Annotated in this window: 26 protein-coding genes; 12 read left to right on the plus strand and 14 right to left on the minus strand. The window is 49.5% G+C overall.

What is annotated here, in order from left to right; all coding sequences use genetic code 11:
* Positions 1–222 precede the first annotated feature (222 nt).
* The gene (locus tag EWA64_RS15630) at positions 223–1,842 is read right to left on the minus strand and encodes an NAD(P)/FAD-dependent oxidoreductase (protein ID WP_061894291.1); all 1,620 of its coding nucleotides are present in this window, start codon (positions 1,840–1,842) and stop codon (positions 223–225) included.
* 218 nt (positions 1,843–2,060) lie between these two features.
* On the opposite strand from EWA64_RS15630, the gene fdxA reads away from it, so the two are divergent.
* The gene (gene fdxA, locus EWA64_RS15635; protein WP_061894290.1) at positions 2,061–2,384 is read left to right on the plus strand and encodes a ferredoxin FdxA; all 324 of its coding nucleotides are present in this window, start codon (positions 2,061–2,063) and stop codon (positions 2,382–2,384) included.
* Positions 2,385–2,461: 77 nt separating this feature from the next.
* Here the strand turns inward: fdxA and EWA64_RS15640 are convergent, their stop codons facing one another.
* Both EWA64_RS15640 and EWA64_RS15645 read right to left on the minus strand, forming a co-directional pair.
* A complete protein-coding gene (locus tag EWA64_RS15640) occupies positions 2,462–3,196 on the minus strand; it encodes an RNA methyltransferase (protein WP_061894289.1) in 735 nt (244 codons plus the stop codon).
* A 68-nt stretch (positions 3,197–3,264) separates the two neighbouring features.
* On the minus strand, positions 3,265–4,038 hold the full coding sequence (locus EWA64_RS15645; RefSeq protein ID WP_061894288.1) for a siderophore-interacting protein: 774 nt from the start codon (positions 4,036–4,038) through the stop codon (positions 3,265–3,267).
* 463 nt (positions 4,039–4,501) lie between these two features.
* Between EWA64_RS15645 and EWA64_RS15650 the strand changes: the two genes are divergently transcribed.
* Positions 4,502–6,217 (plus strand): ABC-F family ATP-binding cassette domain-containing protein, encoded by a 1,716-nt coding sequence (locus tag EWA64_RS15650; RefSeq protein WP_061894287.1) that lies wholly within the window; start codon positions 4,502–4,504, stop codon positions 6,215–6,217.
* 86 nt (positions 6,218–6,303) lie between these two features.
* Here EWA64_RS15650 and EWA64_RS15655 read toward each other — a convergent pair whose 3' ends face one another.
* From EWA64_RS15655 to EWA64_RS15670, 4 genes are all read right to left on the minus strand, one after another.
* Positions 6,304–6,810 (minus strand): GNAT family N-acetyltransferase, encoded by a 507-nt coding sequence (locus EWA64_RS15655; protein WP_061894286.1) that lies wholly within the window; start codon positions 6,808–6,810, stop codon positions 6,304–6,306.
* A gap of 649 nt (positions 6,811–7,459) precedes the next feature.
* Entirely contained in the window at positions 7,460–7,723 is a 264-nt protein-coding gene (locus tag EWA64_RS15660) for a hypothetical protein (RefSeq protein ID WP_061894285.1), read from the minus strand.
* Between the two features lie 352 nt (positions 7,724–8,075).
* Positions 8,076–11,213: an efflux RND transporter permease subunit gene (locus EWA64_RS15665; RefSeq protein WP_039428379.1), complete on the minus strand. Its 3,138-nt coding sequence runs from the start codon at positions 11,211–11,213 to the stop codon at positions 8,076–8,078.
* A gap of 11 nt (positions 11,214–11,224) precedes the next feature.
* Positions 11,225–12,385 (minus strand): efflux RND transporter periplasmic adaptor subunit, encoded by a 1,161-nt coding sequence (locus EWA64_RS15670; protein ID WP_082796651.1) that lies wholly within the window; start codon positions 12,383–12,385, stop codon positions 11,225–11,227.
* A gap of 392 nt (positions 12,386–12,777) precedes the next feature.
* On the opposite strand from EWA64_RS15670, the gene EWA64_RS15675 reads away from it, so the two are divergent.
* From EWA64_RS15675 to EWA64_RS15695, 5 genes are all read left to right on the plus strand, one after another.
* The gene (locus EWA64_RS15675; RefSeq protein WP_061894283.1) at positions 12,778–13,179 is read left to right on the plus strand and encodes an NUDIX hydrolase; all 402 of its coding nucleotides are present in this window, start codon (positions 12,778–12,780) and stop codon (positions 13,177–13,179) included.
* A 123-nt stretch (positions 13,180–13,302) separates the two neighbouring features.
* The gene (locus tag EWA64_RS15680; protein WP_061894654.1) at positions 13,303–13,842 is read left to right on the plus strand and encodes a YbhB/YbcL family Raf kinase inhibitor-like protein; all 540 of its coding nucleotides are present in this window, start codon (positions 13,303–13,305) and stop codon (positions 13,840–13,842) included.
* Positions 13,843–13,866: 24 nt separating this feature from the next.
* Complete coding sequence (locus EWA64_RS15685) at positions 13,867–14,643, plus strand: helix-turn-helix transcriptional regulator (RefSeq protein ID WP_061894282.1); 777 nt, start codon at positions 13,867–13,869, stop codon at positions 14,641–14,643.
* Between the two features lie 98 nt (positions 14,644–14,741).
* Positions 14,742–15,308, plus strand: a complete 567-nt coding sequence (locus EWA64_RS15690; RefSeq protein WP_061894281.1) for a mechanosensitive ion channel family protein — start codon at positions 14,742–14,744, stop codon at positions 15,306–15,308.
* Positions 15,309–15,413: 105 nt separating this feature from the next.
* The gene (locus tag EWA64_RS15695; RefSeq protein WP_061894280.1) at positions 15,414–16,964 is read left to right on the plus strand and encodes a cryptochrome/photolyase family protein; all 1,551 of its coding nucleotides are present in this window, start codon (positions 15,414–15,416) and stop codon (positions 16,962–16,964) included.
* A gap of 11 nt (positions 16,965–16,975) precedes the next feature.
* Here EWA64_RS15695 and soxR read toward each other — a convergent pair whose 3' ends face one another.
* Positions 16,976–17,425, minus strand: coding sequence for a redox-sensitive transcriptional activator SoxR (gene soxR / locus EWA64_RS15700; RefSeq protein ID WP_061894279.1), 450 nt, complete (start codon positions 17,423–17,425; stop codon positions 16,976–16,978).
* 94 nt (positions 17,426–17,519) lie between these two features.
* Here soxR and EWA64_RS15705 point away from each other — a divergent pair, with 94 nt between their 5' ends.
* Together EWA64_RS15705 and fusA are read left to right on the plus strand one after the other, a co-directional pair.
* Positions 17,520–18,749 (plus strand): MFS transporter, encoded by a 1,230-nt coding sequence (locus EWA64_RS15705; protein WP_061894278.1) that lies wholly within the window; start codon positions 17,520–17,522, stop codon positions 18,747–18,749.
* 337 nt (positions 18,750–19,086) lie between these two features.
* Positions 19,087–21,099 (plus strand): elongation factor G, encoded by a 2,013-nt coding sequence (fusA, locus tag EWA64_RS15710; protein WP_061894277.1) that lies wholly within the window; start codon positions 19,087–19,089, stop codon positions 21,097–21,099.
* A 27-nt stretch (positions 21,100–21,126) separates the two neighbouring features.
* Here the strand turns inward: fusA and nqrM are convergent, their stop codons facing one another.
* The 5 genes from nqrM to EWA64_RS15735 form a co-directional block, all read right to left on the minus strand.
* Positions 21,127–21,336, minus strand: coding sequence for a (Na+)-NQR maturation NqrM (gene nqrM, locus EWA64_RS15715; RefSeq protein ID WP_061894276.1), 210 nt, complete (start codon positions 21,334–21,336; stop codon positions 21,127–21,129).
* Between the two features lie 3 nt (positions 21,337–21,339).
* A complete protein-coding gene (locus EWA64_RS15720; protein ID WP_061894275.1) occupies positions 21,340–21,819 on the minus strand; it encodes a NifB/NifX family molybdenum-iron cluster-binding protein in 480 nt (159 codons plus the stop codon).
* Positions 21,816–22,100 carry a DUF134 domain-containing protein gene (locus tag EWA64_RS15725; RefSeq protein WP_039429143.1) on the minus strand — a complete coding sequence of 95 codons (285 nt, stop codon included), beginning with the start codon at positions 22,098–22,100 and terminating at the stop codon, positions 21,816–21,818. Before EWA64_RS15725 ends, EWA64_RS15720 begins: the two co-directional genes overlap by 4 nt.
* A 142-nt stretch (positions 22,101–22,242) precedes the next feature.
* On the minus strand, positions 22,243–22,437 hold the full coding sequence (locus EWA64_RS15730; protein WP_061894274.1) for a hypothetical protein: 195 nt from the start codon (positions 22,435–22,437) through the stop codon (positions 22,243–22,245).
* A 197-nt stretch (positions 22,438–22,634) separates the two neighbouring features.
* Positions 22,635–22,982 (minus strand): GlpM family protein, encoded by a 348-nt coding sequence (locus tag EWA64_RS15735; RefSeq protein WP_061894653.1) that lies wholly within the window; start codon positions 22,980–22,982, stop codon positions 22,635–22,637.
* Between the two features lie 277 nt (positions 22,983–23,259).
* Between EWA64_RS15735 and EWA64_RS15740 the strand changes: the two genes are divergently transcribed.
* From EWA64_RS15740 to EWA64_RS15750, 3 genes are all read left to right on the plus strand, one after another.
* Positions 23,260–24,162, plus strand: a complete 903-nt coding sequence (locus tag EWA64_RS15740) for a DMT family transporter (protein ID WP_061894273.1) — start codon at positions 23,260–23,262, stop codon at positions 24,160–24,162.
* Between the two features lie 84 nt (positions 24,163–24,246).
* Positions 24,247–24,771: a DUF2799 domain-containing protein gene (locus tag EWA64_RS15745; RefSeq protein ID WP_061894272.1), complete on the plus strand. Its 525-nt coding sequence runs from the start codon at positions 24,247–24,249 to the stop codon at positions 24,769–24,771.
* Between the two features lie 126 nt (positions 24,772–24,897).
* Entirely contained in the window at positions 24,898–25,530 is a 633-nt protein-coding gene (locus EWA64_RS15750; protein WP_061894271.1) for a DUF2057 family protein, read from the plus strand.
* 73 nt (positions 25,531–25,603) lie between these two features.
* On the opposite strand, the gene EWA64_RS15755 is transcribed toward EWA64_RS15750, so the two are convergent.
* Entirely contained in the window at positions 25,604–26,368 is a 765-nt protein-coding gene (locus tag EWA64_RS15755) for a ferredoxin--NADP reductase (protein ID WP_061894270.1), read from the minus strand.
* Positions 26,369–26,435 lie beyond the last annotated feature (67 nt).

Below are 26,435 nucleotides of genomic sequence, written 5' to 3' on the forward strand. Positions count from 1 at the left end.
TTGTTGGTAACCACTGACCAGCAACACGGTTTCTCTTAAGATATTGCGTTAAACCTCGGCAAAAGCTCACAAAACAACTGACCTCTCGCTTGATTGTGAGCTGGGCATTGCTGGTTTGACGCGGCGAAAACCATCGAGTTAAATGTGATTTACGGCTTTTAACCAAATAAAATCTACAAAAAAAGCAACTCTTTCGGAGTTGCTTTTTCTATTTAGCTTCACTTACGCATTTTCTAACTGTGCGACGATATCACGAGCCACCGCTTCGGCGACTTTGATGCCATCGATACCCGCTGACAAAATCCCGCCCGCATAACCTGCGCCTTCACCCGCTGGGTAGAAGCCTTTTAGGTTAATGCTTTGGAAATCTTTGCCACGCTTGATGCACACAGGCGAAGAAGTTCGAGTTTCTACCCCAGTCAATAAGCCATCGGCTGTGGCAAAACCTTTGATTTGGCTGTCAAATGCAGGAATTGCTTCACGAATCGCTTCAATAGCAAAAGCAGGGAGTGCTTTTGACAAATCGGTCAACTTGATCCCCGGCGTGAAGGATGGTTCAACATCGCCCAGTGCACTTGGATCGCGACCTTTGAGGAAGTCGCCAATTTTCTGCGCTGGCGCATCGTAGTTTTCACCGCCCAATCGGTAAGCATTCGACTCCAGTTCACGCTGGAAACGGATGCCCGCCAATGGATCGCCAGGATAATCGCGTTCAGGGTCGATACCCACCACGATGGCGCTGTTGGCGTTGCGCTCGGCGCGCGAATATTGGCTCATGCCGTTAGTGACAACGCGCCCCTCTTCTGACGTCGCCGCGACCACCGTACCGCCCGGACACATACAGAAGCTATACACAGTGCGGCCATTCTTACAGTGGTGCACCAGTTTGTAATCTGCCGCGCCGAGAATTGGATTGCCCGCATTTGGACCAAAACGCGCTTCATCAATCATCGATTGTTTGTGCTCGATACGGAAACCGACAGAAAACGGTTTAGCTTCCATGTAAACACCGCGCTCATGCAGCATCTCAAAGGTATCACGCGCACTGTGACCCACCGCGAGTACCACATGACGAGATTTCAGCTCTTCGCCGTTCGACAAGGTCACGCCGGTGATTTGCCCATCTTGCATATGGATGTCATCAACGCGAGTACTGAAACGGATCTCACCGCCTAACTCTAGAATTGTCGCGCGCATCTTTTCGATCATCGTGACCAGTTTAAAGGTGCCGATGTGCGGTTTACTCACGTAGAGGATCTCTTCTGGCGCGCCTGCGGCAACAAACTCGGTGATCACTTTGCGGCCATAGAAGTTGGGATCTTTCACTTGGCTATACAGTTTGCCATCCGAAAAGGTGCCCGCACCGCCTTCACCAAACTGCACGTTCGATTCTGTGTTGAGGGTTCGTTTTCGCCAAAAGCCGAAAGTGTCTTTGGTGCGCTCACGCACCTCTTTACCACGCTCAACAATGATGGGGTTAAAGCCCATTTGCGCCAACACTAGGCCAGCGAACAAACCGCACGGGCCAAAACCGATAACGATTGGACGCTCAGTCAGGTTAGCGGGGGCTTTGGCGACAAATTTGTAATCCATATCCGGCGTTTGACGCACATGCTGATCTTTGCTGAATTTGGCCAGCAACGCGGCTTCGTCACCCGCCACCACCACATCTAAGGTGTAAATCAGTTGAATTTGAGTTTTCTTACGAGCATCGTAGCCACGTCTAAACATGTTAAAAGAAAGAACCTGATCGGCCGGAATGGAGAGCTTGCGGGTTATCGCGTCGAGTAGCGCGCCTTCCTCATGATCAAGCGGAAGTCTGATTTCAGTTAAACGTATCATTGGATGTCTCGTTGCAGTTGGTGTCATAGCGAAGCCCAACCAAGTCAAGCCCGCTCACAATGGCGCGCATTTTACGAGAAATTGCCTTGTCTGTCATACTAAATCCCGTAAGCGAAAGGAGAAGAGCGAAGATTCACTGCGCGGAATGTTGAATTTTCGCTTCGGATCAGTATCATCCCCTTTCTTCAATTTTTGACTGATTTTAAGAGCGGATTGCCATGGCGTTTGTCGTAACCGATAACTGTATTCAATGCAAATACACCGATTGTGTGGCGGTGTGTCCGGCAGATGCTTTCCATGAAGGGCCAAACTTCATGGTGATCAATCCGATCGAATGTATCGACTGCGGCTTATGTGTCCCTGAATGCGACGCGCAAGCCATTTTTCAGGAAGATGAACTAGAAGACGATCAAAAGATCTTTGTGGAACTCAACGCCGAGCTTGCGGAAATCTGGCCAAATCAGACCGAAGTGAAACCCGCCATGGATGAAGCGGCGAAATGGAATGGTGTGCCCAATAAGCTGGACATGCTCGAACGCTAAAAAGCCAATCGAACCTAAGAAAAAGCGTGCCGATTTTACTGGGCACGCTTTTTTTGTTTTTAAATCAGCCGCTAACGTTAGCTATGCTGACGACGCATATTGTCAAGAATGATGCCTGTTGCCATCGCCACATTGAGTGATTCTGCGCCGCCAAATGCCGGAATGGTGATCTTATCGGTGACAAACTTTGACGCTTGTTCACGAATGCCATGAGATTCACTGCCCATCAGCAAAATACCTTGCGCTGCAAAATCCGTCTTGTGCACACTTTTCCCTTCAAGGAACGCACCGTAAATCGGCAAGTTGGACTGCTGCAAATAACTTGGCAGGTCAACTAAACTCACCTGCACTCGGCCAAAACTGCCCATAGTAGCGCTGATGGTTTTCGGGTTGTATGGGTCAGCGCAATCGCTGCTTGCCACAATATGTTTGATCCCGTACCAATCGGCCACACGGATGATGGTACCCAAATTACCAGGGTCAGAAACGCCATCTAAAGCAATCATCAAGCCTTGCGCCAGAGGAATTTCAACACGCGGAATCTCAACCACGGCAATGGCAGCATTGTTGCTCACCAAGGTACTTGCTTTGGTTAAGTCATCCAACGAGGCTTCAATGCATTCAAAGCTCGCCAACTCCTTGCCATTCTGTGCGAGAAATTCCTCAGTGGCAAAAATCTGTTGAACCGCAAGAGTACTCTTGGCGAGTTCAAGAACGTTTTTCTCACCTTGCACTAAAAAAAGGCCTTGCGCTTTACGCTGTTTCTTTTGTCCTAACGCACGCAGGAGTTTTAATTGGTTTTTCGAAATCATTGACTTTGTCCCAGATGAAAGCGGGCCGATTATAGAGCAAACCCGCGATCAGCTAAAGAGCGACACCGTTAGTCGACGTGACTTTCTGCATCCTCACGTTTAAGGACTTTGTGCCCATCTTCCGATACACCGTTTTTCCAATAGCTACTGATGTAGATATGTTCGCGTCCCACCTCGCGCTCATTGCGAAAGTACTGACGCAGTTGACGCATGGAGTCAAACTCGCAGGCACACCAAACTGATGCTCTGCCCGCCAGCCATGGCAAGTGAGTCACTTTCTGTGTCAACGTCTCTTCGCCGGTTAGCCAAATCAACTCCATATTGGCAGGCAGCTCAAGTGTCTGTTGGTCAGAGGCTTCGGTAATTTTGACCACAGCGTACCCTTTAGCTTCTTGTGGCAACCGTGCCGCTTTGGCAGAAAGTGCGGGTAACGAGGTCATATCTGCCACCATGAAGAACCAATCTGCGTCGGTGCTTATCGGCGCGATTGTGCCCGGACCGACCATCGAAATGGTGTCACCGACCTGCGCTGCCATCGCCCAGCGAGCAGCAAAGCCACAATGCGCGTCCGGGGTAATATGGCGCACAAAATCCACTTCGATTGCACCACGCTTGGCATCAAAACGGCGAATGGTGTAAGTGCGCATCACCGGACGTTCACCTTCCGCAAGCTGGCTTAAATCGGTATTACCGTGAGTATCAAACAGCAGTTTGATATAGCCGCCTTCGCACTCTTGCGGAAATTGCTTAAGAAAATCACCCTCAAAAACAATGCGTTGCATATTGGGTGTCAGGGTTTGCGTCGATACGACAGTCAGTACTTGAGGCGCAGGTCTATTCATTTCTCTACTCGATAATCATTCTCTTTTGCATTTATACTAGCAACCTCCCAGCAAAGCGCCTAGTCTCTTTAAGCAAATTTACATTCCGATTTCCTTTCTCGGCTTTTGACCAAGCACGATCAGCAGCTCACTTTGGGCAAAAAACGACGCGAAAGAGGCTGATCCTGTGTACATCTGCATCGGCAAGGCTAGAATAGCGAGCATGGTTTAACCCGAGAGTACCCAGTACTTTCCCAACGAAATTTAAGGAGGATCTTTATGTCTATGTGGTGTGCCATCTACCCACGTTTGTTTGGTATTAAGCTTCGCTCAAGAGTTTTAGATATCGCGCTGCGATAATCTCGACTTGAGCGAAACATCAACCACGACGACTAGCGTCCAATCCGAATACCTTCCCTCAAGCTCGAAGAATTATTGTCAGCCCTGACAACGGCCTTTTGCGCCCAAAATTCTTGAGAACATTATGAGTACTTTTTTAACTGCACAATCACTAACCCTTTCTCACACCTCACACGCACTGTTTGATGCGTTAAATTTTACCATCCAACGCGGCGACAAAATCGGCCTGATTGGTCATAACGGCTGTGGCAAAAGCTCCTTACTCAAACTGCTTAATGGCGAGTTGGAAGCCAGTGGCGGCCAAGTAATGAAAGCCAAACAATGCTTGATGCGCTATGTCGAGCAGTATCTGCCGCTTGCCGTGCAATCGATGAGTGTGATGCAAGCCCTCGCTGAACATTTAGCCGCAGAAAACACTTGGCAAGCTGAAGTGCTGTTGGGTGAGTTAGGCTTCGCGCCAACAGAGTGGCACATGCCAGTCAGCCACTGCAGTGGCGGTCAGCAGATGCGTTTACTGTTAGCCCGAGCCATCATTCATCAGCCGGACTTGCTGCTTTTAGATGAACCAAGCAACCACCTCGACTTGCCGTCGCTGATTTGGCTGGAGGGCTTTTTATCTCGCTGGAAAGGGGCATTTGTGTTGGTATCCCATGATCAAACGCTGCTCGACCGAGTGACCAACACCACTTGGATCATGCGTGATAAAGCCCTACACCACTTCGCCCTGCCATGCTCACTGGCAAGAGCTGCACTGGATGAGAAAGATCAGGCCGACCGACTGCGCCATCAAAGTGAGCAAAAAGAGATCGACCGAATCGAAAAAAGTGCCAAGCGTCTTGCACAGTGGGGCAAGGTGTATGACAACGAAGATCTCGCGCGCAAGGCCAAAACCATGTTTGCCCGCAAAGAGCGTTTAGAGGAGCAACAAACCGAGTTAAGTGAAGGAGCGCCTTGGTGTTTGAGCCTCAAAGGGGAAGCTCTGCCTGCCAAGCGGCTGGTGGAAATCTTGCCTTTTTCCGTGAAGCCAAGGTTAACGGATGTCACTTTATTCGCGATGAGTGAAGTACGGGTTAAAAGCGGCGATCGCATTGCTATCCTCGGCAGTAACGGCTGTGGTAAATCGACCCTGCTCAATGCTCTGCATGCGTCATTTCTGCGCCGCGACTTACCGACAGTGACTTTTCATGACCGCTGCCGTTTAGGGTATTACGACCAATCACAGCAGCAACTTTGTGATCACGACTCACTCAGTGACGCCCTGCTCACTTTTGCTCGCCTTAGCAATGAGCAATGTAAACGCGCTTTGATCAGCGCCGGATTTGAGTACGCGAGGCACCAACAGAAAGTCGTGTCACTCAGTGGTGGTGAACGCGCCCGTTTACTGTTTGTCGGGCTGAGCCTAGCCTGTTATCACCTGCTGTTTTTGGATGAACCGACCAACCATTTGGATATGGAAGGCAAGGAGGAGTTGATCGCCACCTTAAATACCTTTGCAGGCGCGGTGCTTTTGGTCAGCCACGACAGAACGCTGATTGAGCAAAGCTGCAACCGCTTTTGGTATATTCACGATGGCGCATTGACCGAATACCTCAGCGTTGAAGCGATCTATCAGCACATCTCTGAACTCGATCTCAATGCTGACACAGAGCAAAACGCAGCGTTGCAGGCAGGTCAAACCCATTCAAGCGTAAACCTGAGCGATGAAGAACAATTGCTTGAACGTCTTTTGCAGTTGGAAACCCTGTTGGAAGAAGATCTCGGGCGAAAGCCTAAGCATCAGAAGCCACAGTTACAACAGCAATGGAGAGAGGAGATTGCCAGCATCAACGCGCAGCTGTAAGTATCGAATATCACTCAACTTACCACTGCAACTTATCAAGCCAGAGCACTTTGCTCTGGCTTGTTTTCTCATTTCGCTCAAAGGCGTTAATCACATCGACGACGTGGATGGGTGAGCGTTTGCATGACCGCTTCAGCATCCAATCCATCAGCTAACACCATAAAATACCAAGCAAATTTCAGCCCGCTGTTGCTCAGGCTATAAAACCGCCCGTAACGGACAAAACCGTGCTGCACAAGATTATTCGCCGAGGCCTCGTTGTGATCTTTAATTACCGCATACAGCAGCTCCAAACCATGGGCCTTAGCGTATTCAATCCGCAGCCGGGTGAGTTCTTTGGCGATACCTTGCCTTTGATACTCTGGCAGTACAAACAAGTGGCCTAATTCGCCATTTTTTCCCTGCACTAAGCTCTTGATGGTCGCGACTCCCACTAACTGTTCACCATCCATCGCCACCACCACACAAAAGTCGCTGGCAAGATCAATGCTGCGCAGCAAACGTGCGGCATTTGGCAAGCTATTCAAATGCCTCTCGGCACAATCTCTCCGTTCTTTAGACGGATTAATCTCATAACGGAGGGAGGAAAACATTAAGTCTCCTATAACGCATTATTCCTAAAGAAATAAAACAAATTTATTCCACTGACTACGGCCACTCTAGCGTTACCTGAACCATAAAACCACAAGATCTCTAAGAATGTTAAACTGGTAACGTGATGGTTAACATTACCTTTTTCATCCTGATTTTTAGTTGGAGTAAACAACAATACATCAAAAGGTAAAAGACGGAACTAGGGACAAAATTCGTCAATTCAAACGTAAAACCCACAGACTTCGTAAGCATAATGGCGATATTTGTGCAAACTATGATTACCCAATTCACATTTTAACAATGGTAACAATAGTGTTACTTTACTTCCCGCTGGTCACACTGACTTGAAGCCATCCAATCCCGGGAAAGCTTCTTTACAGTAAAAGAAAATGGATCTTTTGCGACCATCTCCAAAATGAATAGACACACCAATATGGTGCCCTTTTTGCCCGTGTATCAGCCTATACACGGGCTTTCTTTTTTCAATGTCCTGAAAAGAAAAAAGCCAGGTACATAGGAGACCTGGCGAACGGGGCAAACAAGGCATATTTCATGACTGAAAGAATCACCTCATTTGCCTCAACTTTAAATTCGATCTGTTACGGGGCAGTGACAAGCGGTTCTGGCAAAGCAAAAATGATGCGCAGATTAGGACTCTTCATTGCCTTTTTGTTGGCATTTCAAATTCACTAATTGAGACTGTTCTTGTTTGATGTAGTTCACTAACAACGCGTCCTTATCTGCGATCGCTTTAACGTTTTCTTGCTGCACTTGAGCAATCGCTTCTTGTTTCATCGCTTCCATTTCGGCACTAAGATCACTGCTCAGGGAAGAGTTGTCCAGTGCGTTTGCGTTCGCAGCAGACGTCATCACCAATAGAAGCATTGCAGTAGATAGAATTGAACGGCGCATATTAAGTTCCTCGTGTAAATGAATAATCAACCAACGAACTCTATATAGCACTTAGCGTGCCAAGTTTTTATTCATTAAAAATCAACAACTTAATTTATACTGCTTAGAGATAAATACGTAACTTGGCGATATTTACAAAGTATGTGCAAATTTTACCAAGTATTTACAAGACGAATAATGTGCACATATTCCAACAGCATCACACACTCTGGTTCACCACTCCTCACTTATTGAGTATAGACATGATAAGCAGAGCGAGCTCAGACCATTCGAGCTAACCGGCATCTAGGATGCATAAAAAATGCAGCTCGAGAGCTGCATTTCGTTAGTGTTTGACCTAACTTTAACTTCACTAAGAGGAAGCAAGTTTACGCCGCCCAAACCAGCGCAGTGGGTAGGTCACGCCACGCCAAAGCTGTTTTAATCCGCGCTTAATGTCTTCCAAGATAAGATATAAACAGGGTACTAGCACTAAGGTTAACAGCGTAGCAAACAGCACGGCGAATCCCAATGCAACGGCCATGGGAATGACAAAGCGAGCTTGTAAGCTGGTTTCAAACATGATCGGCAACACCCCAACAAACGTGGTGATCGACGTCAGTGTAATAGCCCGAAAACGGGCGCAGCCCGCTTCAACCACGGCTTGTTTGATTGACATCCCCTCTTTTCTCACTTGGTTCACGTAGTCTGTCATGACCAACGAGTCGTTAATCACCACGCCAGCAGCAGCAATTAAGCCAAAGGTGGACATCATACTGATGTCGAGCCCAAGCCAGAAATGGCCCCAAATCGCGCCAGTCAAGCTAAATGGAATCACTGACATCACAATCAAAGGCTGGGTATAACTTTTAAGCGGTACGGCCAGCAGAATGTAGACGATGATCATCCCAGCGACAAAGAAGATGATCTGTTCATTGCGCTGTGCCTGCTGCTCTTCGATACTGCCACCCAATTCGGTACGAACACCAGGGAACTTCTCTTTGAGTTCTGGCAGTAGATTGTCACGAATGTTGTTCACCACCTCATTCGGCTCGATCAGCTCTTCGTCAATTGAGCCATAAACGTAAACCGTTTGATAACCCTGTTCGCGGCGAATACTGGTCACACCCGGTTGCTCGGTAATGTTCACCACATCGCCCAGCATCACTTTCTTACCCGATGGCGTTGTGATCACCGCATAGCGAAGTGAGGCAAAGGCTTCGCGCGTCAATTTAGGGTAGCGCACCATTACCTTAAGCTCTTCACCATCGCGAATAATCCGCTGCGCTTCACCACCGTAAAAGCTGCCACCAACCTGTTCGGCGATCATGGTGAGATCTAAACCCAAATCATAGGCAACTGGCGCTAGCGACAACAACACTTCTTTACTGCCTGAATCTATCGAGGAGGAGATATCAAACAAGCCATTTTGCTGCTGTAAACGGGTGATCAAGTAGCGCCCGGCTTCGTTAAGCTGCGCAATGTCCGATCCAAAGAGCAGATAACCAAACTCATCGCCGCCATCACCACTGTTGGTCGCGTCACGAATGGTCAAACTTTTCACCCCAGCGAGCTCTGGCATGCGTTCACGCCACATCCGCGAAAGTTCGAAGGTGTTAAATGGTCTGAGTTCTTCGTCCACTAGCGGTACCACAATGCGTCCTTTGGTACGACCACGATTGTAGGAGAGCATGTCACGAATCATTCCGCGTCCATGCGTTGCCACCGTTTCTTGTTCAACGTCCTTGATGACCGTTTCAATCGCTTTCAAGGTCGCAATGGTTTGTGCGCTGGAGACGTTATCGTTCATTTCCAACACCACCGCCGGGAAGTCCGTTGGCACTTTTGGGTTCATCACAATGCGCACATGGTTGGATGTCATCAGCGCAATGCTTATCACCAACAGGCCGACAAAAAAGGCCATCACACTCCAACGCCAGTGGGTGCAAGCCACCACAAAGCGCTTGTAAGGGCCATTGATAAAGCCAAAGAAACGGGCGTTGAAACGCTCACGCCAACTACCCGGTTCAATCGGTTTAAAATGGGTGTGTGCCAAGTGTGCAGGCAAAATCAGTTTCGATTCGATCAAACTGAAAGTCAGGCACAGGATCACCACCGAGGCGATGCCAAAAAAGAACGCACGCTCTGGACCTGAAGACATCAAAAACGGTGCAAAAACGGCGATGGTAGTCAAAACACCGAAGGTTGCAGGAGTGGCGACCCGCTTTACGCCTTTGATGACATTGTCAACGCCACCACCCTTACTCTCAATCTCACTGTAGGCACTTTCACCAATAACAATAGCGTCATCGACCACAATGCCCAGCACCATGATGAAAGCAAACAGCGAAACGATGTTGATGGTGACACCCAAGAACGGCATTAGCATCACTGCGCCTAAAAAACACACTGGCAAACCGATCATCACCCACAGCGCCAAACGTACACGCAAGAAAATGCTCAGCATCAGAGCAACTAGTACCGCCCCTTGCAGTAAGTTTTTCAGCATCATGTCGAGACGACCTTGCAGGTAGTAGGTCATATCCACCAGTGTTTTGATCTTAAGATCGGCAGGTAACTGAGCATTTTTATGCTCAATGTACGCTTTTACCGATTCCGCTACCGGAATCATGTCTTGCTCTTTGGTCGCTTTTACCGACAGATAAATCGCGTTTTGCCCCGAAAATTGGAAGTAACGTTCTGCCTCGGTAAAGCCATCTTTAATCGTCGCAATATCTTGCAGCAGCACTTTTGCGCCATTGGCACCCAGTTTCACCGGAATGTTGCGAAACTCTTCGCCTTTGTAGTACTGGTTTTCAATTCGAACCGCTATCATGCCCGCGTTGGTGGTGACTTCACCAGCAGAATAGTTGGCCGAATAACGGCGAATCGCATTGGTCACATCGTTTAAGGTGAGGTCATATTTACGCAACACCAGAGGGTCTATCTCAATCGCGATCTCCTCTTCCGGCGCACTGAGCTCGACCAGCATCACGTTTTGCAATTGCAGCAGTTCATCTTCAATTTGCTTGGCGATCGGCTTGAGTTCTTCCAGTGAACGATCGCCCACCAGCGACATTTCAATCACATCTTGACGAAACTCATATTGATAGATGTTGACCGGCTCCATCCCTTTGGGGAAGGTGGCGATGGTACTGATGCGCTGTTTGACATCGTCGAGCACCTCTTTGATGTCCGCTTTGACATCAATTTCCAGTTCAATCTGCGCACTGCCACGCGAGGCGGTGGAGACGGCTTTTTTTATCCCTGTGACATCTTTGAGCGACTCTTCCATCTTGATCAAAATGCTTTCTTCAATCTCCTGCGGTGACGCGCCGGGATAAGAAGCACTGACGTTGATGTAGTTCACTTCGATGTTGGGAAACATCTGCCTTTGAATAAAGAAAAAGCTCACAATCCCCATGATGATGATGAACACCATCAGCAAGTTTGCGGCCACGGAGTTATGAGCGAAATAGGCGATAAGCCCGCGTTGCTGGGTCGATTCCATGACGGCTCCTTCTAACCTTGCTTGTCGTTGCTGTCGGCCTCAGCGGACAATAACTTTACCGTCATGCCTTTTTGCGGATATTCAGGCACAGTTAACACCAGTTGGTCACTCTGTTCAATGCCTTCGGCGATGAGCATGAACTCCCCTTCAGCACGCAATACATTGACCGTTCTTGGTTGTAACTCATTGTTTTCATCAACCACCCAGACCGTTCGATTGTTGACCAATTCTTGAGGCAAGCGGTAAATATGCTTGAGCTCTTTACCCGCAAAGTTCACTTCAACGTAAGAGCCAAATTTGATCGCTGGCTGCTTACTGTTAATCCCGTAGGGATCACTAATGCGCACCACCACATTGGTCATCCGCGTGGCTGAATCGATCAAACCTTGATCGCGCACTACCTTGCCTTCGCGCTGCGTTTTTTGAATGCCATCCAACGTCACTAAAGCGTTTAGATCAGAGAGCTTCTCCGGCAAAAAGGCACTGTCGAACCCCGCAATCGGTAAGTGGATTTCGCCAGCTTCGATATTGTTAAGTACCGCAACCTCACTGCCCGCCGAAATAAACTGGCCGACACCTAAGTTACGTGACACGACTAACGCGTCGTATGGCGCAATCACTTTGCAGTTTTGCAGATCGCGTTTGGCGCGTTTTAGTGCCGCCTGCGCGGATTTCACCTGCGCCTCTGCGCTAAGCAGTTGCGGTTTGCGTAAGTAGAGGTCGGAAACTTGCTTATCACTCAGTTTACTTGCTTGCTTTTCCGCCACTTTTGCTTTGGCTCGCTCTTCAATCAGCGTAGCCTGTGCGCTGGCCAATGCCGCTTCGGCTTGTAACACAGCGGCTTCGTAGTTGTCACTTTCGATGGTGAACAGCACTTCGCCCCGCTTGACGATGCCACCGCTGACAAAGTTCGCATGCCACGAGGTCACCTCGCCCGACACTTGTGCCGAGAGTCGAGTCACTTCAAACGGCACTAACTCACCATGGCTGGTAATGAGCACGCGATGATTGGTGGGAAACAAACCTGCGACTTCAACCGTCGGTTGCTTTGATTCGACTTTTTTCTCTTCAACCACCGGGCCATGTGCCGCGATAGCCTGATAACCAAGATAGGAGCTGCCCAGCAGAGCGACTGGGACTAGCCAACGAATGGATTTGTGTAACATATGCATCCTTTATTGTAATGTACGCTTCCAGCGTGATTTCGACCTGAATCTGCTCATTTAATGTTTCGCGAACAGTTCTCACGCAAACTATTAATATTTTTCATAGAACTCAGACCAAGGATCGATAATTTATATCCCCGACCAATAAAAAACACTGTAAAAAATATTGCCTAACTCGTTTGGCGTTCTGATAGCAAATTAAGTGCCACATAATAAATTTATATTTTACATATAGTTAAAAACAAACTGCGGCAGTACCTCTGCGTTCTAACAGTGAAATTGACCAAAATTAAGTAAAATTCACCACATTTATCTGTTCACGATTCAAGCTGCGATGCAATACTATGATCCACGGTTTGGCCGTGCTGGAAAATCGAATAAATCTTAGAGGCTTTAACATGCAAGTTCACCCATGCGTATCATTTATCCTTCTGAAAGATAACCAAATTTTGCTTGAGAAACGCGCCAAAGAGAAAGCTTGTGATCCAAACATGGTCGCCATTCCCGGCGGTCATATGGAAGCGGGCGAAAGCCAAATCGAGACGCTTGAGCGTGAAGTCGCCGAAGAGCTCGGCGTCGCGGTTACGCAAGCCGATTATCTCTGCAGCCTCTACCATCCGACCTCTGAGCTGCAACTGCTGCATTACTACGTAGTGCGCGGCTGGCAAGGAGAGCTGAGCTGCCATGAAGCCGAATCGGTATTCTGGACTCCTTTACATAACCAAGCCGCCGACACAGAAGCCGACAACACCGCGCTGCAAGAGTTAATCCGCTTGCAGCAATATGGGCTATTCCTATAATCATCAAGAACAACCAAAAGTATCAAATTAATATTCAAATTCGTTAACATTGAAACTTTCAGGCAAAATAAGCACCCACGGATGACCTAGAATGGTGTTCACCACTTCAAGGAGAACACCATGATGAAAACGTTATTTAAAACCGCTCTAGCAATCAGCGCCTTTTGTTCAGCCAGTGCCATGGCAGCCAACTTTACCTTAACTAGCCAAGATATTGCGGAAGGACACAAGATGCACCGCAGTTTCGAATACGCCGGATTTGGTTGCCAAGGGGATAACCTGTCACCTCAGTTGAGCTGGCAAAACGTTCCAGAAGGGACCAAAAGCTTCGCCATCACCGCCTACGACCCCGACGCACCAACAGGCAGTGGCTGGTGGCACTGGTCGGTGATCAACCTGCCCGCCAGTTTGGCTTCATTGCCTCGCGGTGCGGATATGACCAAACTCGGGGCACGCGAAATGCGAAATGATTACGGCCAACACGCTTTCGGCGGCGCTTGTCCACCCAAAGGCCATGGAATGCATCGCTACCAGTTCACCGTTTGGGCACTGCCTGAAGAGAAACTGGCACTAGATGAAAACAGCTCTGCGGCGTTAGTGGGCTTTATGCTCAATAGCATGGCACTTGGCAAAGCCACGTTAACTGCCACTTACGTACGCTAAACAGACCCTCACATCGGAGAGAGAATGAACACGCACTTTGCTATCACCCATTACCGCGGCAACAAACTGCAAATGCTGCGTAATGTCGCCATTCTCTCTCCCAGCATCATTCAGGTACGCACAGGCAGCAAACGGCTGTATTGGCAGGAAAGCACGCTGGAGCTCAACCAGCGCCATTTGCTCTACTGCCCTGCGTCGCAAAAGCTCACGTTTGAAAATTTACCCGCACACGGACAATTTGCCTCACGACAGTTTAGCTTTTCTCTTTTGCCCGAGCCGGCGATGTTAGAGCTCAGCCAAGCGCGAGCGACATCAGATGGCCCGGTGCGCAAAACTTCGCCGAGCATTCTGCACAGCTTGGATATTCTTGTCTCGCTCAACACCCAAGAACTCACTTTAGCCACTCAGGCTTATTGGCTGTTTGGCCTATACCAGCAGCTTGCTGAGGCGGGGAAATTGCACCTTCTCTTTCCACTCGGTGCGGCGCGCTTTGAACAAAAGCTCAGTGAGTTCATCGCTGCCGAACCCGGAAAAAATCATCAGATTGAGGATGCCTGCCACCACTTTGCCCTGAGTAAAGCCACCTTGATTCGCCGCCTCAAAGAGGAAGGCACTCAGTATCGCCAAGTTTTAACTAACGTCCGGCTTGGCCACGCGCTTAACCTGATGCAAAACGGGGTTCGTTCTAGTGGCGAACTGGCTCTCATGTGTGGTTATCAATCCACCGAACGTTTCACCCAACGCTTTCGTCAGCGTTTTGGTCTCACGCCGCGTGAATACCTCAAAACGCTGCCAAGTTAGCCGTCCCACTGCAGCCACTGCGCTTGGTACTAGACAGTTCAACTGGATTGGGTTAATGATCACATTTCCTGTGCACCCAAACTAAGTTAAAGAAAACCATGCAGATATTTGACCTCAACGTCTCAGAATCCCTGATACATAAAGTGGTATTGGCGGTGGTGATGTATCTCATCTACCGCCTGTTCAAGCACCTGATAGGCAAAACGATTGTCGCGCTCGCCAACACCAAACAGGCGCACGCTTCACGCACCGCGTTCATTCTGCGCAGCGTCAATATCGCCTTACTGTTCGTTTTTGCCTCACTGTATCTTATCGCCACCGGCGTCGGTTATGGCGATGTGTCGCTGTTTCTCTCTTCGATCTTCGCCGTGCTTGGCGTGGCCTTGGTGGCGCAGTGGTCGATCCTCAGCAACATCACCGCCAGTTTTCTGATCTTTTTCGTTTTTCCTTATCGCGTTGGCGATTTGATTAAAGTGGTGGAAAAAGATGAAGATGTACGGGGCAAAATCATTGATATCACCATGTTCCATGTGTTGATCCAGCATGAATCGGGCACTGTCATCACCTACCCGAATAACCTGATTTTACAAAAAGGGGTGCTCAAATTGTCTGAGGCACCGAAAACCAAAAGTAAATCCCGTCTCTACACTCGTATTGGCAAATAGTTTTCGCTCATCCAGCCATCGCGGGTAGCAAACCCGCGTGGCAGCGAGTGATCTTCTGCCCAGCAGAGCGCGTACAAGCAGGCTAAAAACCGAGAAGCACGCCCGATGAAATTTGACACGCTACGCCTGATTTTGGGTGACCAACTCAATCGAGAACACTCCTGGTTTCAGCAGCCCAATGAAAACACTTTATATGTGATGGCTGAGCTTGCTCAGGAAACGGGCTATGTGAAGCATCACGTGCAAAAAATCTGCGCCTTTTTCTCGGCGATGCGCGCCTTCGCGCAAGAGCTGCGACAGGCCGGCCACCACGTCTGCTATTTCACTCTTGATGAATCGGCGGCTTACGCCGATCTGCCTGCGCTCTTGCATGCCCTTTGTGATTCGCACTCCATTCGCTATTTTGAATACCAGCAGCCAGATGAGTACCGCCTGCATCAACAGCTCGCTGCATTAGCTTTGCCGGTAGAGAGCCTTCGCTGCGTCGATAGCGAACACTTTTTGCTGCCGTTTAGCAATATTTCAAACCATTTTAAGCCCGGTCAACATCGACTGATGGAGCATTTCTATCGTCAGATGCGCAAGCAAAGCGGCATTTTACTCGATACGGATGGAAAGCCCGAAGGCGGAAAATGGAATTACGACAGCAAAAATCGCCGTAAACTGAGCGCCAAAGACATTGCCGAGCTGCCCAAGCCGCTTGAGTTTCGCAACGACGTTCGGCCGATTTTATCGCTGCTCGAAAAACATCAGGTCGACCATTTTGGTCAAGCCGACGAATGGCTGCTCTGGCCAATCAACCGCGCCCAGTCGCTCACCTTGCTGGCCCATTTTTGCCAAGTCTGTCTGCCAAGATTCGGCTATTTTCAGGATGCGATGACGGGCGAGCATGAGAGCCAGTGGAGCCTGTACCACAGTCGACTCTCCTTTGCCATCAACAGCAAAATACTCTCGCCCCGAGAGGTGATTGACGCGGCCATTCGCACTTATCATCAAGCTAAGGGGGCCATTGACATCGCGCAGATTGAAGGCTTTGTTCGCCAGATCCTTGGCTGGCGCGAGTACGTGCGCGGGGTTTACTGGAGCAATATGCCGCACTACGCGACGCTCAATTACTGGCAAGCTTCGCGCCCGCTACCGAGTTATTTCTGGACGGGCAAAACCAAAATGCGCTGCCTGCAACATGCACTGACGCAGTCGCTGCAACACGCCTACGCGCACCATATCCAACGCTTGATGGTGATTGGCAATTTTGCGCTGCTTAGCCAATGCCACCCCGATGAAGTGGATGCGTGGTATCTCGGCGTCTACATAGACGCATTAGAGTGGGTCGAAATGCCCAACACTCGCGGCATGGCGCTGTTTGCCGATGGCGGGATTGTCGGTACTAAACCCTACACTGCCAGCGGCGCATACATCGACAAAATGAGTGATTATTGCAAAAAGTGCCATTATCAGGTGAAGCAGCGCAGCGGCCCCGGTTCTTGCCCGTTCAACAGCCTCTATTGGCACTTTGTTCATCAACATGATGCGCTGTTTAGCCAGCACCCTCGCCTTGGTATGGTGCATCGTAACTGGTTAACCAAACCCGAACATGAACAGCAAGCGATACTCGAAACGGCCAAACACTATTTGATCCATCTAGAGCGCTTGTAGAGCACGCTTTTTTACTGAAAATCTTCATCTTGCGGATTGGTCAGTAGGCTTTCTCCGCAATGCTGGGCTGCTTTTTCATCTTTCGGATTGCGTAAATTGCAGCTTTCTAACGATAAACAGCCGCAGCCAATACACCCACCGAGTTCCTGTTGCAGAGCTTTCAACTGGGCGATGCGCAGTTCTAGCTTGTCATGCCAGCCAGTTGCCATCACTTCCCACTGCTGCTTGGTTGGCGCTTGGTGTTTGGGCAACTCAGCCAACGCTTCAGCGATTTCTTCCAGCGATAAACCCACTTGTTGCGCCGCTTTAATTACCGCGATGCGACGTAAAACACTGCGATGATATCGGCGCTGATTACCCGCATTGCGCCAACTGCTGATCAATCCTTTTTGCTCGTAAAAATGCAATGCAGAGACTTTGACTCCGGCACGCTTTGCCACATCGCCGACACTCATTTCCATCTTATTTCTCCTTTGGCGATAAAAAGTGCTTTACCTCAAGTTAAGTTGAGCTTCTACAGTAACCGCAAGTTGGTTATCTAGATGGAGAAAAAACATGAACTTGCGAACTGGAACGCAAAACCGTACCTTGCCTTACTTATCCGGACGTTTTTTTGATGGGATCTCTTCCGGTCTTTTTATGATGGCACTGCCGTGGATTATGCTGCAAACGCCCGATATGGGCTCCTTTGTGGCGATGACGGCACTGGCCTGTACTGCCATCTCCTTTGTACTCACCCCGTTTTTTTCCACTCTGGTTGACCGCCACTCGCGCAAACAGATCCTAGTGTTCAATCAGGTGCTTCAAGCCTGCACTGCCGCTTTGGTTGCGCTCGCGTACCTGTTCGATTTGGGCTCTCAACTGCTACTCGCCCTCGCGCAATTGATCTTCTGGGTTTCGAGCAACCTCGCGTGGAGCACCAACAACGCCTTTACCCAAGAAAACTACGATGCCCACGAGTACGCGGCCATTTCGGGCCAACAAGAAGTGGTGATGCAGGGCACCACGTTAGGCGCAGGGGCGCTTGGTGTCGTGTTACTGGAATACTGGGGAGTAGTGGAATTTGCCTTGTTTGCGGCCATCGCTTCGGCCCTTGCCACGCTCAGTTATTGCTTCACGCCTTACCGACGTCAGTTACGTTTGCATCAACCAAGCCGGTTTTGGACACAAATGGCTGAGAGTAAAACCATTTTTTCGGCCAGCCCACGCTTTTACGCTATCATTTTGCTCTCGTGCCTCTCGTATCCGGTGCTGACGTTTCTTAGCAAACTCGTGCCAATTTGGTTTGCCGAACAACAGATCTCCGGTGACTGGTTTGCAGGGTACAACATCGCTTTTGGCTTAGGCTCCCTTATTACGGGCTTGTTGGTTAGCCGCATTTTGGCTTTAACCAGCCCGTTGTCCATCATCCAATATTCACTTGGCGCTGCCGCTTTAGCCTTGGTTGGGATGAGTTTTTCCGCTTCACCCGCATTCATTCTGCTCTTTACGGCTGGTTTTGGTTTCTTTAATGCGTTAAACCGAATCGCTCGTATCAATTGGATGCACCACACCATCCCAATTGAGCAGCGCGGTCGGGTGGATGGGGGGATAGGTATGTTCTCCACACTAGTGCAAAGTTTGAGTTACGTGTTGATTGCCATACTCAACCACTATCAATCGACCCAAAGTGGCTTTGCCATTGCGGCCTTGGTACTGGCGGTGGCAACACTGGTGATTTGGCTGCTGCGCCGAAACGCTCACGCCACGTTGATGTCTAGCGCACCGGAACGCTCTGCCATTTAGACCGACTCCATGACGCTCAGCCGGCTCGCGCGACAAGCAAGCAAGTAAGCAAGTAAGTAAGTAAGTAAGTAAGTATGTATGTGCATTGCGGCGAATGCGAACGGTTGATCCGTGCAACAAATGGAGCAAGTTGTGGTGCGCGTCAGAGTGGATGTCGCTCAGTATGAATTGAATCACATAAAAATTGGGGCGATGGGTACACACTCTTGCTGGTATTCATGTCGTGTCGAGACAGCCTATGTATGGAGATCTGCGCAAAATGACTTGGAAGACGGGCAGGCGGTAACCCCGCCCGCTCAGGATGTTACGTCTCTTCCATTCATTGCAAGGAGCTCTTATGCCTATCAACCAAATCCGCAACATCGCTTTCATCGGCCAAACGGGCAGTGGCAAAACTACGCTCATCGAAAAACTGCTGTTTACCTGCGACGCTACCACGCACTTAGGCAGCGTCGAGAAAGGCGATACCGTCACCGACTTTGATGCTCAATCAATCCAATATCAGCACAGTATTGAAGCCACTCCGGTGGCACTGCGCTGGCAAAATCACCGCCTCAATATTATCGATACCCCCGGACAAAGCGAGCTACTGGGGCGCACGCTCAGCGTCTTTCCGGCCGTCGAAGCCACTGCGCTGGTGTTGGATCCGCACACGCCGCTGACTCAAATCTCCGATCGGTTATTTGAGTTCGCGAGTGAGCGGAAAAAATGCCAGATGATCATCATCAATAAAATCGACCACAACGACAAAGCGCTCAGCCGCCTGCTGCGCCAAATTGAAGAACATTTTGGCAGACATTGCCTGCCTATCAACCTTCCCTCTGCCGATGGCAACCAAGTCGTCGACTGTTTTTTCACCCCGCAATATCAAACACCAACACTGATTTCAGATGTCGAGACAACTCATGAAACCTTAGTGGATCAAGTGGTGGAAGTGGATGAGGATTTGATGGCGCTTTATCTGGAGCAAGGCTCGGAACTCACAGCGCAACAGCTGCATGACCCGTTTGAAGAGGCGCTGCGTACTGGCCATGTTATCCCGATCTGTTTTGTCTGTGCCGAAACGGGCGCTGGCATTGAACTGCTGCTACAAACCTTGTGCGAATTGATGCCGATGCCCAACGAGGGCAACCCACCGCTGCTGGAGAAAAATGGCCAACTTATTCGCGTCAACTGCGAGACGTTGGAGCACAGCGTGGCGCATGTGTACAAAATCAGCGTCGATCCTTACATGGGCAAACTGGCCTATCTGCGCGTATTTCAGGGGGAGATAAACACAGGCAGTCAACTCTATATCGGTGAGAGCAACAAAGCGTTTAAAGTCGGCCACCTCTATCAGTTACAAGGCAAGCAACGTAGTGAGATTTCTCGAGCCCTCGCAGGCGATTTTTGTGTGCTGGCCAAAGTCGATGAACTTGAATTTGATTCGATTGTGCACGATTCCCATGACGAAGATGGTATCTCTCTGAAAACGTTACAGTTCCCACAATCGATGTACAGCCTAAGCCTCAAACCCACAAAACGCGGTGATGAACAAAAACTGGGCGAAGTGTTAAAACGCATCGTCAGTGAAGATCCATCACTGCGGCTTGAACACCGCGCCCGCAGCAATGAGACCATCTTAAGCGGCCAAGGTGAATTTCATCTTAAGATTGCGCTGGAAAAAATGGCCAGCGTCTACAAACTGGAGGTGGAGACCGAGCAGCCAAGCGTGGAATACTTCGAAACCATCACCCAAGCCGCCGATGGCCAGTATCGACATAAAAAGCAAAGCGGGGGCGCGGGGCAATTTGGCGAGGTGCATTTACGTGTCAGACCACTTGAGCGCGGCGAAGGCTTTAAGTTTGTCAACAAAGTCGTCGGCGGCGCCATCCCCACCTCACTCATTCCTGCGGTTGAAAAAGGCATTCTGCAAGCGCTAGAAGAAGGGGCGATTTCCGGCAACCCAATTCGCGACATTGAAGTGACCGTTCACGATGGCAAATTCCATTCGGTGGATTCAAAAGAGATCGCTTTCGTGATTGCGGGTAAAAAGGCCTTCCTCAATGCAGTGGAAAACGCTGGACCGATTGTGCTTGAGCCAATTGTACAAATGGATCTGGTGATCCCCACGGCCAGCGTCGGCGATGTCACTGGCGATTTGTCTGCCAATCGCGGCTTGATTGAGGGCACAGAGCCGCAAACGAACCACTTCTCACTGATTCGCAGCAAATCACCGCTCAATGAACTGCAAGATTACGCGCGCAAACTCAGAGCAATGACAGGTGGTGAAGGCACATTCCAAATGACGCTCAGCCACTATGAGCCCGCGCCTCCTTCAGTACAGAAAAAAGTGTGTGAAACCGCCTAAACTTGCACAGCTAAGCTACAGGGAGCCTTACGCTCCCTTATTTTTCTCTTGCGGTTCCGCTATCTGATACAGTTTGTGTTCGGAGCAGGTGGTTTCGCAATTGCACACTTTATCGACACCAACTTGGTTTAACCCGCCGCAACTGCCTTGGATAGCTTTGCGCTTAAACATTACGCCTATCGCCATCAACGCGATAACGATGAGGAAAAAAGCAAATGCGTACAACAAAGTCGTCATGATTTACTCCTTAAACAGCCTGCGCAGCCCTTTGACTTGAAAGCCCTTGATGGGCGACATCGCCGCCGCGGTATCTGGTGTTGCGATCAAGCCACGAGCGCGCTCTCGGCGCGAGCCACAACAGCGACTTTTCGACTCGGTGCGACACTCACGCCCTTGGCTCGCCTCAGTCAGCGGCATGGCTCCAGCGCTCAACACAGTCGCAAGAGAGTTGCGCCCAGCAACACGCTCGACTAACACATTACCAGCCAGCAATTTCGCCAGCGATTTCTGCCCGATGTTTTTTACCAACACCTTGTTGACCTTGGCAGCGAGCAATTGCGCAATCAAGCGTTTTTTTCCGTGACAACCTTCACTGCTTAGCGCCGGATTATCTAAATAGTTTAGAACATTGCCGCGATCATCAAGCAAAGCAAAGCGCTGCGCTTTGGTGAAATGGTTCGCGACATTTTGATCGTTAACGGGGACTGCGATGATCATCATTCTTCCTCCAGTGAGAATTTCAACATTTTGCCTTGCACCAAACAGAGCGCGACTTTATGACGCGCACATTTAACAATGTTGCCAAACGTCTGTCGGGAAACCCCCATGCACTGCGCTGCATCTATCTGATTCATTTGCAGAAGATCGGCCAAACGCAGCGCTTCCAGCTCATCGGCATCAAGCGTTTCGGCTTGTAAGTTCGATGCCGGAATGCCGTTAGGCTTAAAACAACTGGCGGGTGGTCGGCAGCCGATATGGCGCGGTTTTCGTGGTCTGGGCATGGTGTTTCCAAAAAGCAAATCGATAACGAAAAGGTAAACCATGTTATTGGCATATGCCAATAACAAAAAGCTCAATGTAAGATTGCACGAAAAACAAAAGCCGCTCGCAGCGGCTTTATAGGGTGAACACTCAGGTGAACGTCTATTTGTCGAACGACAAGTTCATCTGACGAATTTTTTCTTCAAAATCAGCGAGGCTTTCCGCTTTGTAGGTTGGTGATCCATTAAAGTAACGTGGTTTTTCTGGGAGCATTGCCTCTTTTAACTCACGCTCCTGCTCGTGGTTGTCATGATAGACAGTGACACGATGCGGAATATCCTGCTTGAATGTAGCCATTCTGTTCTCCTTGCTGACTGACCGTAAAAACCAGCCTTAAGCGTAGTAAAGCTGGCTAGGCTGTCAACGGCAAAAAAGGTGTGTTTTGCAGCCAATTTCGCTAATCTTCTGGCAAATCAATAGAAAACAGTGACAAGAGGCAAAGTAAGCGGGATTCGATATGACAAAATTGTGATCCAGCACGTCAATTACACTGCTCAAATGGCCACGGATAGCTTTGTCCAGCCAACAATCAGCACCATAGCGCAAAGTAGCCAAACCAAGGTCGCGCCAAATAAGGTCGCCAGCAGTGAAAAACGGTAGCTGAGGTAATAAACCGCCAATAAATAAGCCGCGTATGGCAGCAGTGACCACAATCCAAATAAAGCAGTTTGACGCAAATCCTCCATGCTACGCTCACTGCCAATAATGAAGTGAGCGATCAGCGCAAAGGTGGGAAACAGCGGTACTAATCCGGCAATGTAAAAGCTTTTACTTTTAGACAGCAGCGCTATGAGAAGCACCGCAGCCGCCCCTAACAATGACTTGAAAAACAGGCTGAGCACTGGCCTTAACCTCTCGCTTAAAATGTGCGCAAATCGTAAAAGATCGCGCCCAAGAAGCCAGTGACAATCACGGCTAATTCTCGCCCTGTGAGAATTCAGCTCAAATCGGTTGCAGCCAACCGCCCAGTCGCGACGTTGTGCTATGTGCAACGCGCGCCACAAAATGCCAAACGGGTGGCGAAAGCACATCTTCCGCATCGCTTATTCGCTGCCGTGGCGTATAATCGCAGCGTCCATTACAGGGCATATACAATCCTCCAACAAAGAAGTCACAACCATGTCTGCTGCCAGTTTTTTTCGCTTACTCTTTCTTGCTGCTATTTGGGGCAGCTCTTTTCTCTTCATGCGTATCGCCGCGCACAGTTTTGGGCCTGCGTATCTGATTGAATTTCGAGTTCTGTTTGCCGCATTGAGCCTGCTGGTGGTTGCTCTCTATTTGAAAAAGAATCTCGCGCCTTTGTTACACCACCCGAAACATTTTTTGATGATTGGTCTGTTTAATACCGCCTTACCCTTTCTATGTTTCGCCTACGCTGCGCAAACTCTCAACGCCTCGACATTGGCGGTGCTCAACTCCACGGCCGTCATTTGGGGGGTAATCATTAGTTACCTTTGGTACCGCACCCCGATCTCCGCCAAAGGGGTATTGGGTTTGCTGCTCGGTATTAGCGGCGTCGTCGTATTAGTTGGCTGGGATGCGCTACAAATCGGCCAGCAAGCGATCTTACCGATTATCGCCGCCGTCTCTGCCGCGTTTTGCTACGGTATCGCCACCAACTACACCAAAAATGCTCCGCAAATTGCCGCGTTTGATAACGCGCACGGCAGCATGTGGATGGCGGTGCTGTTGGTGCTTCCTCTGCTGCCATTTGCACCGATGCGTGAAATGCCGAGCTCCTTTGAGATGCTTTCGGTTACCGCCCTCGGTGTGTTATGTACTGGTGTTGCTTATCTGATGTACTTTCGTCTGATTGCTGAAATCGGCCCAGCTTCCGCGTTGTCGGTGACGTTTCTTATCCCTGCTTTTGGTATTTTTTGGGGCTATCTGGTGCTGGGCGAGCCCATTGGTTTAAATACCGTGGCGGGAAGCGTGTTGGTGCTGAGCGGCACTATGCTGGTCACCGGATTTTCACTCAAAGCCGCGCTGAAACCACCAACCCCCAAAGCAGGAGGCATGTAGTTTATGTATGGATTTGTCAGTCGAGGTTGCAATTGAACGCCATTCAATTAAAATTGTCGCTTATTTTCCTGACGGTAATCTCTGATGAATCGAATCCTTACCTGCGCTACCTTCACGGTGCTTTTATCGGCCTGTACAACCATGAGCCCAGACGAGTGCCGTGTCGCCAACTGGCAACAAATCGGCTATCGCGATGGGCAAAATGGCAATGATCCCAGCATCATTCAGCGTTACAGCCAAGATTGCGCGGAAGCGGGTGTCGTAGCCGATAGCGATCTGTGGCGCAAAGGTTTTCAGCAAGGCACCGTACTCTATTGCTCGCCCGATAACGGTTATCGTGTCGGGAAACAGGGCCGGGAATACTACGGTGTTTGTGAGAGTGAACAATTTCTCAATAACTATCAGTTGGGCCGGCAAGAGTATCTCGTTCAGCAGCGAATTGCCGAGATTGACCGACAAATTGGCGACATCGATCGGCAACTGAGCAGCTTAAAGGATTCCGATCAAGATAAGCAGAAGCGCAACGTGCTGCAAAGCAAACGGCGCGATTTAGTCCGAGAACGCAGTTCACTGCTATCGCCCTCTTACAACATCAATTTCTCTTTCTGAATCTTATCGGCCAGATGTGTGAAGATTTGGTGAATTTCTCTAATTTTTCGCATCAGGTCGTTGCAAAGCCCCGTTGAACTAGGCACTCTCAAACTTGCCGTAACTGATTGTTCAGGAATAGAAATTGTGAATTTTATTAAACCGTTAACATACTTTTTATCGATAAGTTTGAGCGGATTTGCCGCTGCAGAGGTTACTCTGAACGTACCTGACGAGGTCACCTTATTTGTCGCCAATGGTAAAACCCCGAAACTCTCTGGCAGCCTCTTTTCCACCAGCAAAACGGCCACACTGCCCGATGGTGAGAATCAGATAGTATTCCGCTACGAGCCGTTTTTTAGCCAAGGCAATGACCGTATCGGCGTTGAAAGTGACGTGATTGTGGCAAAGTTTAATGCCAATGGTAGTGAACTGAGTTTTGTTATGCCGGAATACCGCGACCATCGTGTTGCTGAAAATGAGATCAAGCAGCTCGACTGGCAGTTGGTCGATGCCGATGGGAAAACGGTAAACAAAAAGGAAGACAAACTGGTCAAGGAAGGGCTGCAAATCGGCCGTGATTTTCATCGTGAAGTGGCAGACTATAACCGCGCTGGCGGCATCGCCGCAATTGGCGCCCCGCTCACCGTTGCTGCGTTAAAGCCTGTGGTAGAAGGGCATCAAGCCTCAAGCGCGGCTGAGGAGATGCTGCACTTCTGGTATGAAAAAGCCGACGATGAAACCAAAGCACGATTTAAGGCCTTTATCAATCAGCAGTGATTGACGCCACCTGAATCAAGAGCGCTGATTTTATCAGGGCTCTTTTTTTGCGACATCCGCCTCGCAGACTCACTTACCAATAGCGCTCGTAGAGGATATGTCCACCTGTTTGACGACGATATTTTTCCAACCCCAAACTTTGCAACACCGCCGTAGTCTCTTTAATCATCTCAGGGTTGCCGCACAACATGGTAAAACTGCGTTCAGCACTGAGAGTACACTGCAAATGGTCAAACAGCGCTCCCGATTGTAATAAATCAGGGATGCGCCCTTTCAGCGCGCCAGCACTTGACTCTCGCGAGACCACGGGCACATATCTGAGGCGTCCTTGGTAGAGCTCAGCAAGCTGTTCTATCAGGTAGCGATAAACGAGATCTTTCTCGTAGCGAACCGCATGCAACAGAACAATCTGGTCGCAGCGAGGTGGCTGAGTGATATCGTCAAGCAAAGAGAGAAAAGGTCCGATGCCCGTACCTGTGGCAAACAGCCAGAGATCTTGGGTTGACTTAGGAATCGTTTCTGCCGTGAGATCGCCGTGCGCGGTTTGCCCAACGTAAATCTCATCGCCGGGTTTTAACGCTTGCAGTTTCGGCGTCAATTGTCCTTCTGGGTTGGCGACAATGAGAAACTCCAACCAGTCACTATTGACCGAGGGTGCATTCACCAAAGAATAAGCACGACTGAGCAATTTATCGTTTTCCCCTGGCAACGCCAGTTTGGTAAATTGTCCTGCTTTGAAATCGAGATTGGCCCCGTTGATACGCAGACTAAATAACTCATCCGTCCAATCTGTACGCTTGCCCACAACCGCTCGATTAAAACCCGCCAGTTCTGTCATCGCTACTTCTCCTTGCGCGCACATTTAAGCAAAAGGTACGTTGCTCTCGCGTCTTAGTAAAGCTTAC

Origin of the sequence: Vibrio cidicii (genome assembly GCF_009665415.1) — a bacterium.
Lineage (GTDB): Bacteria > Pseudomonadota > Gammaproteobacteria > Enterobacterales > Vibrionaceae > Vibrio > Vibrio cidicii.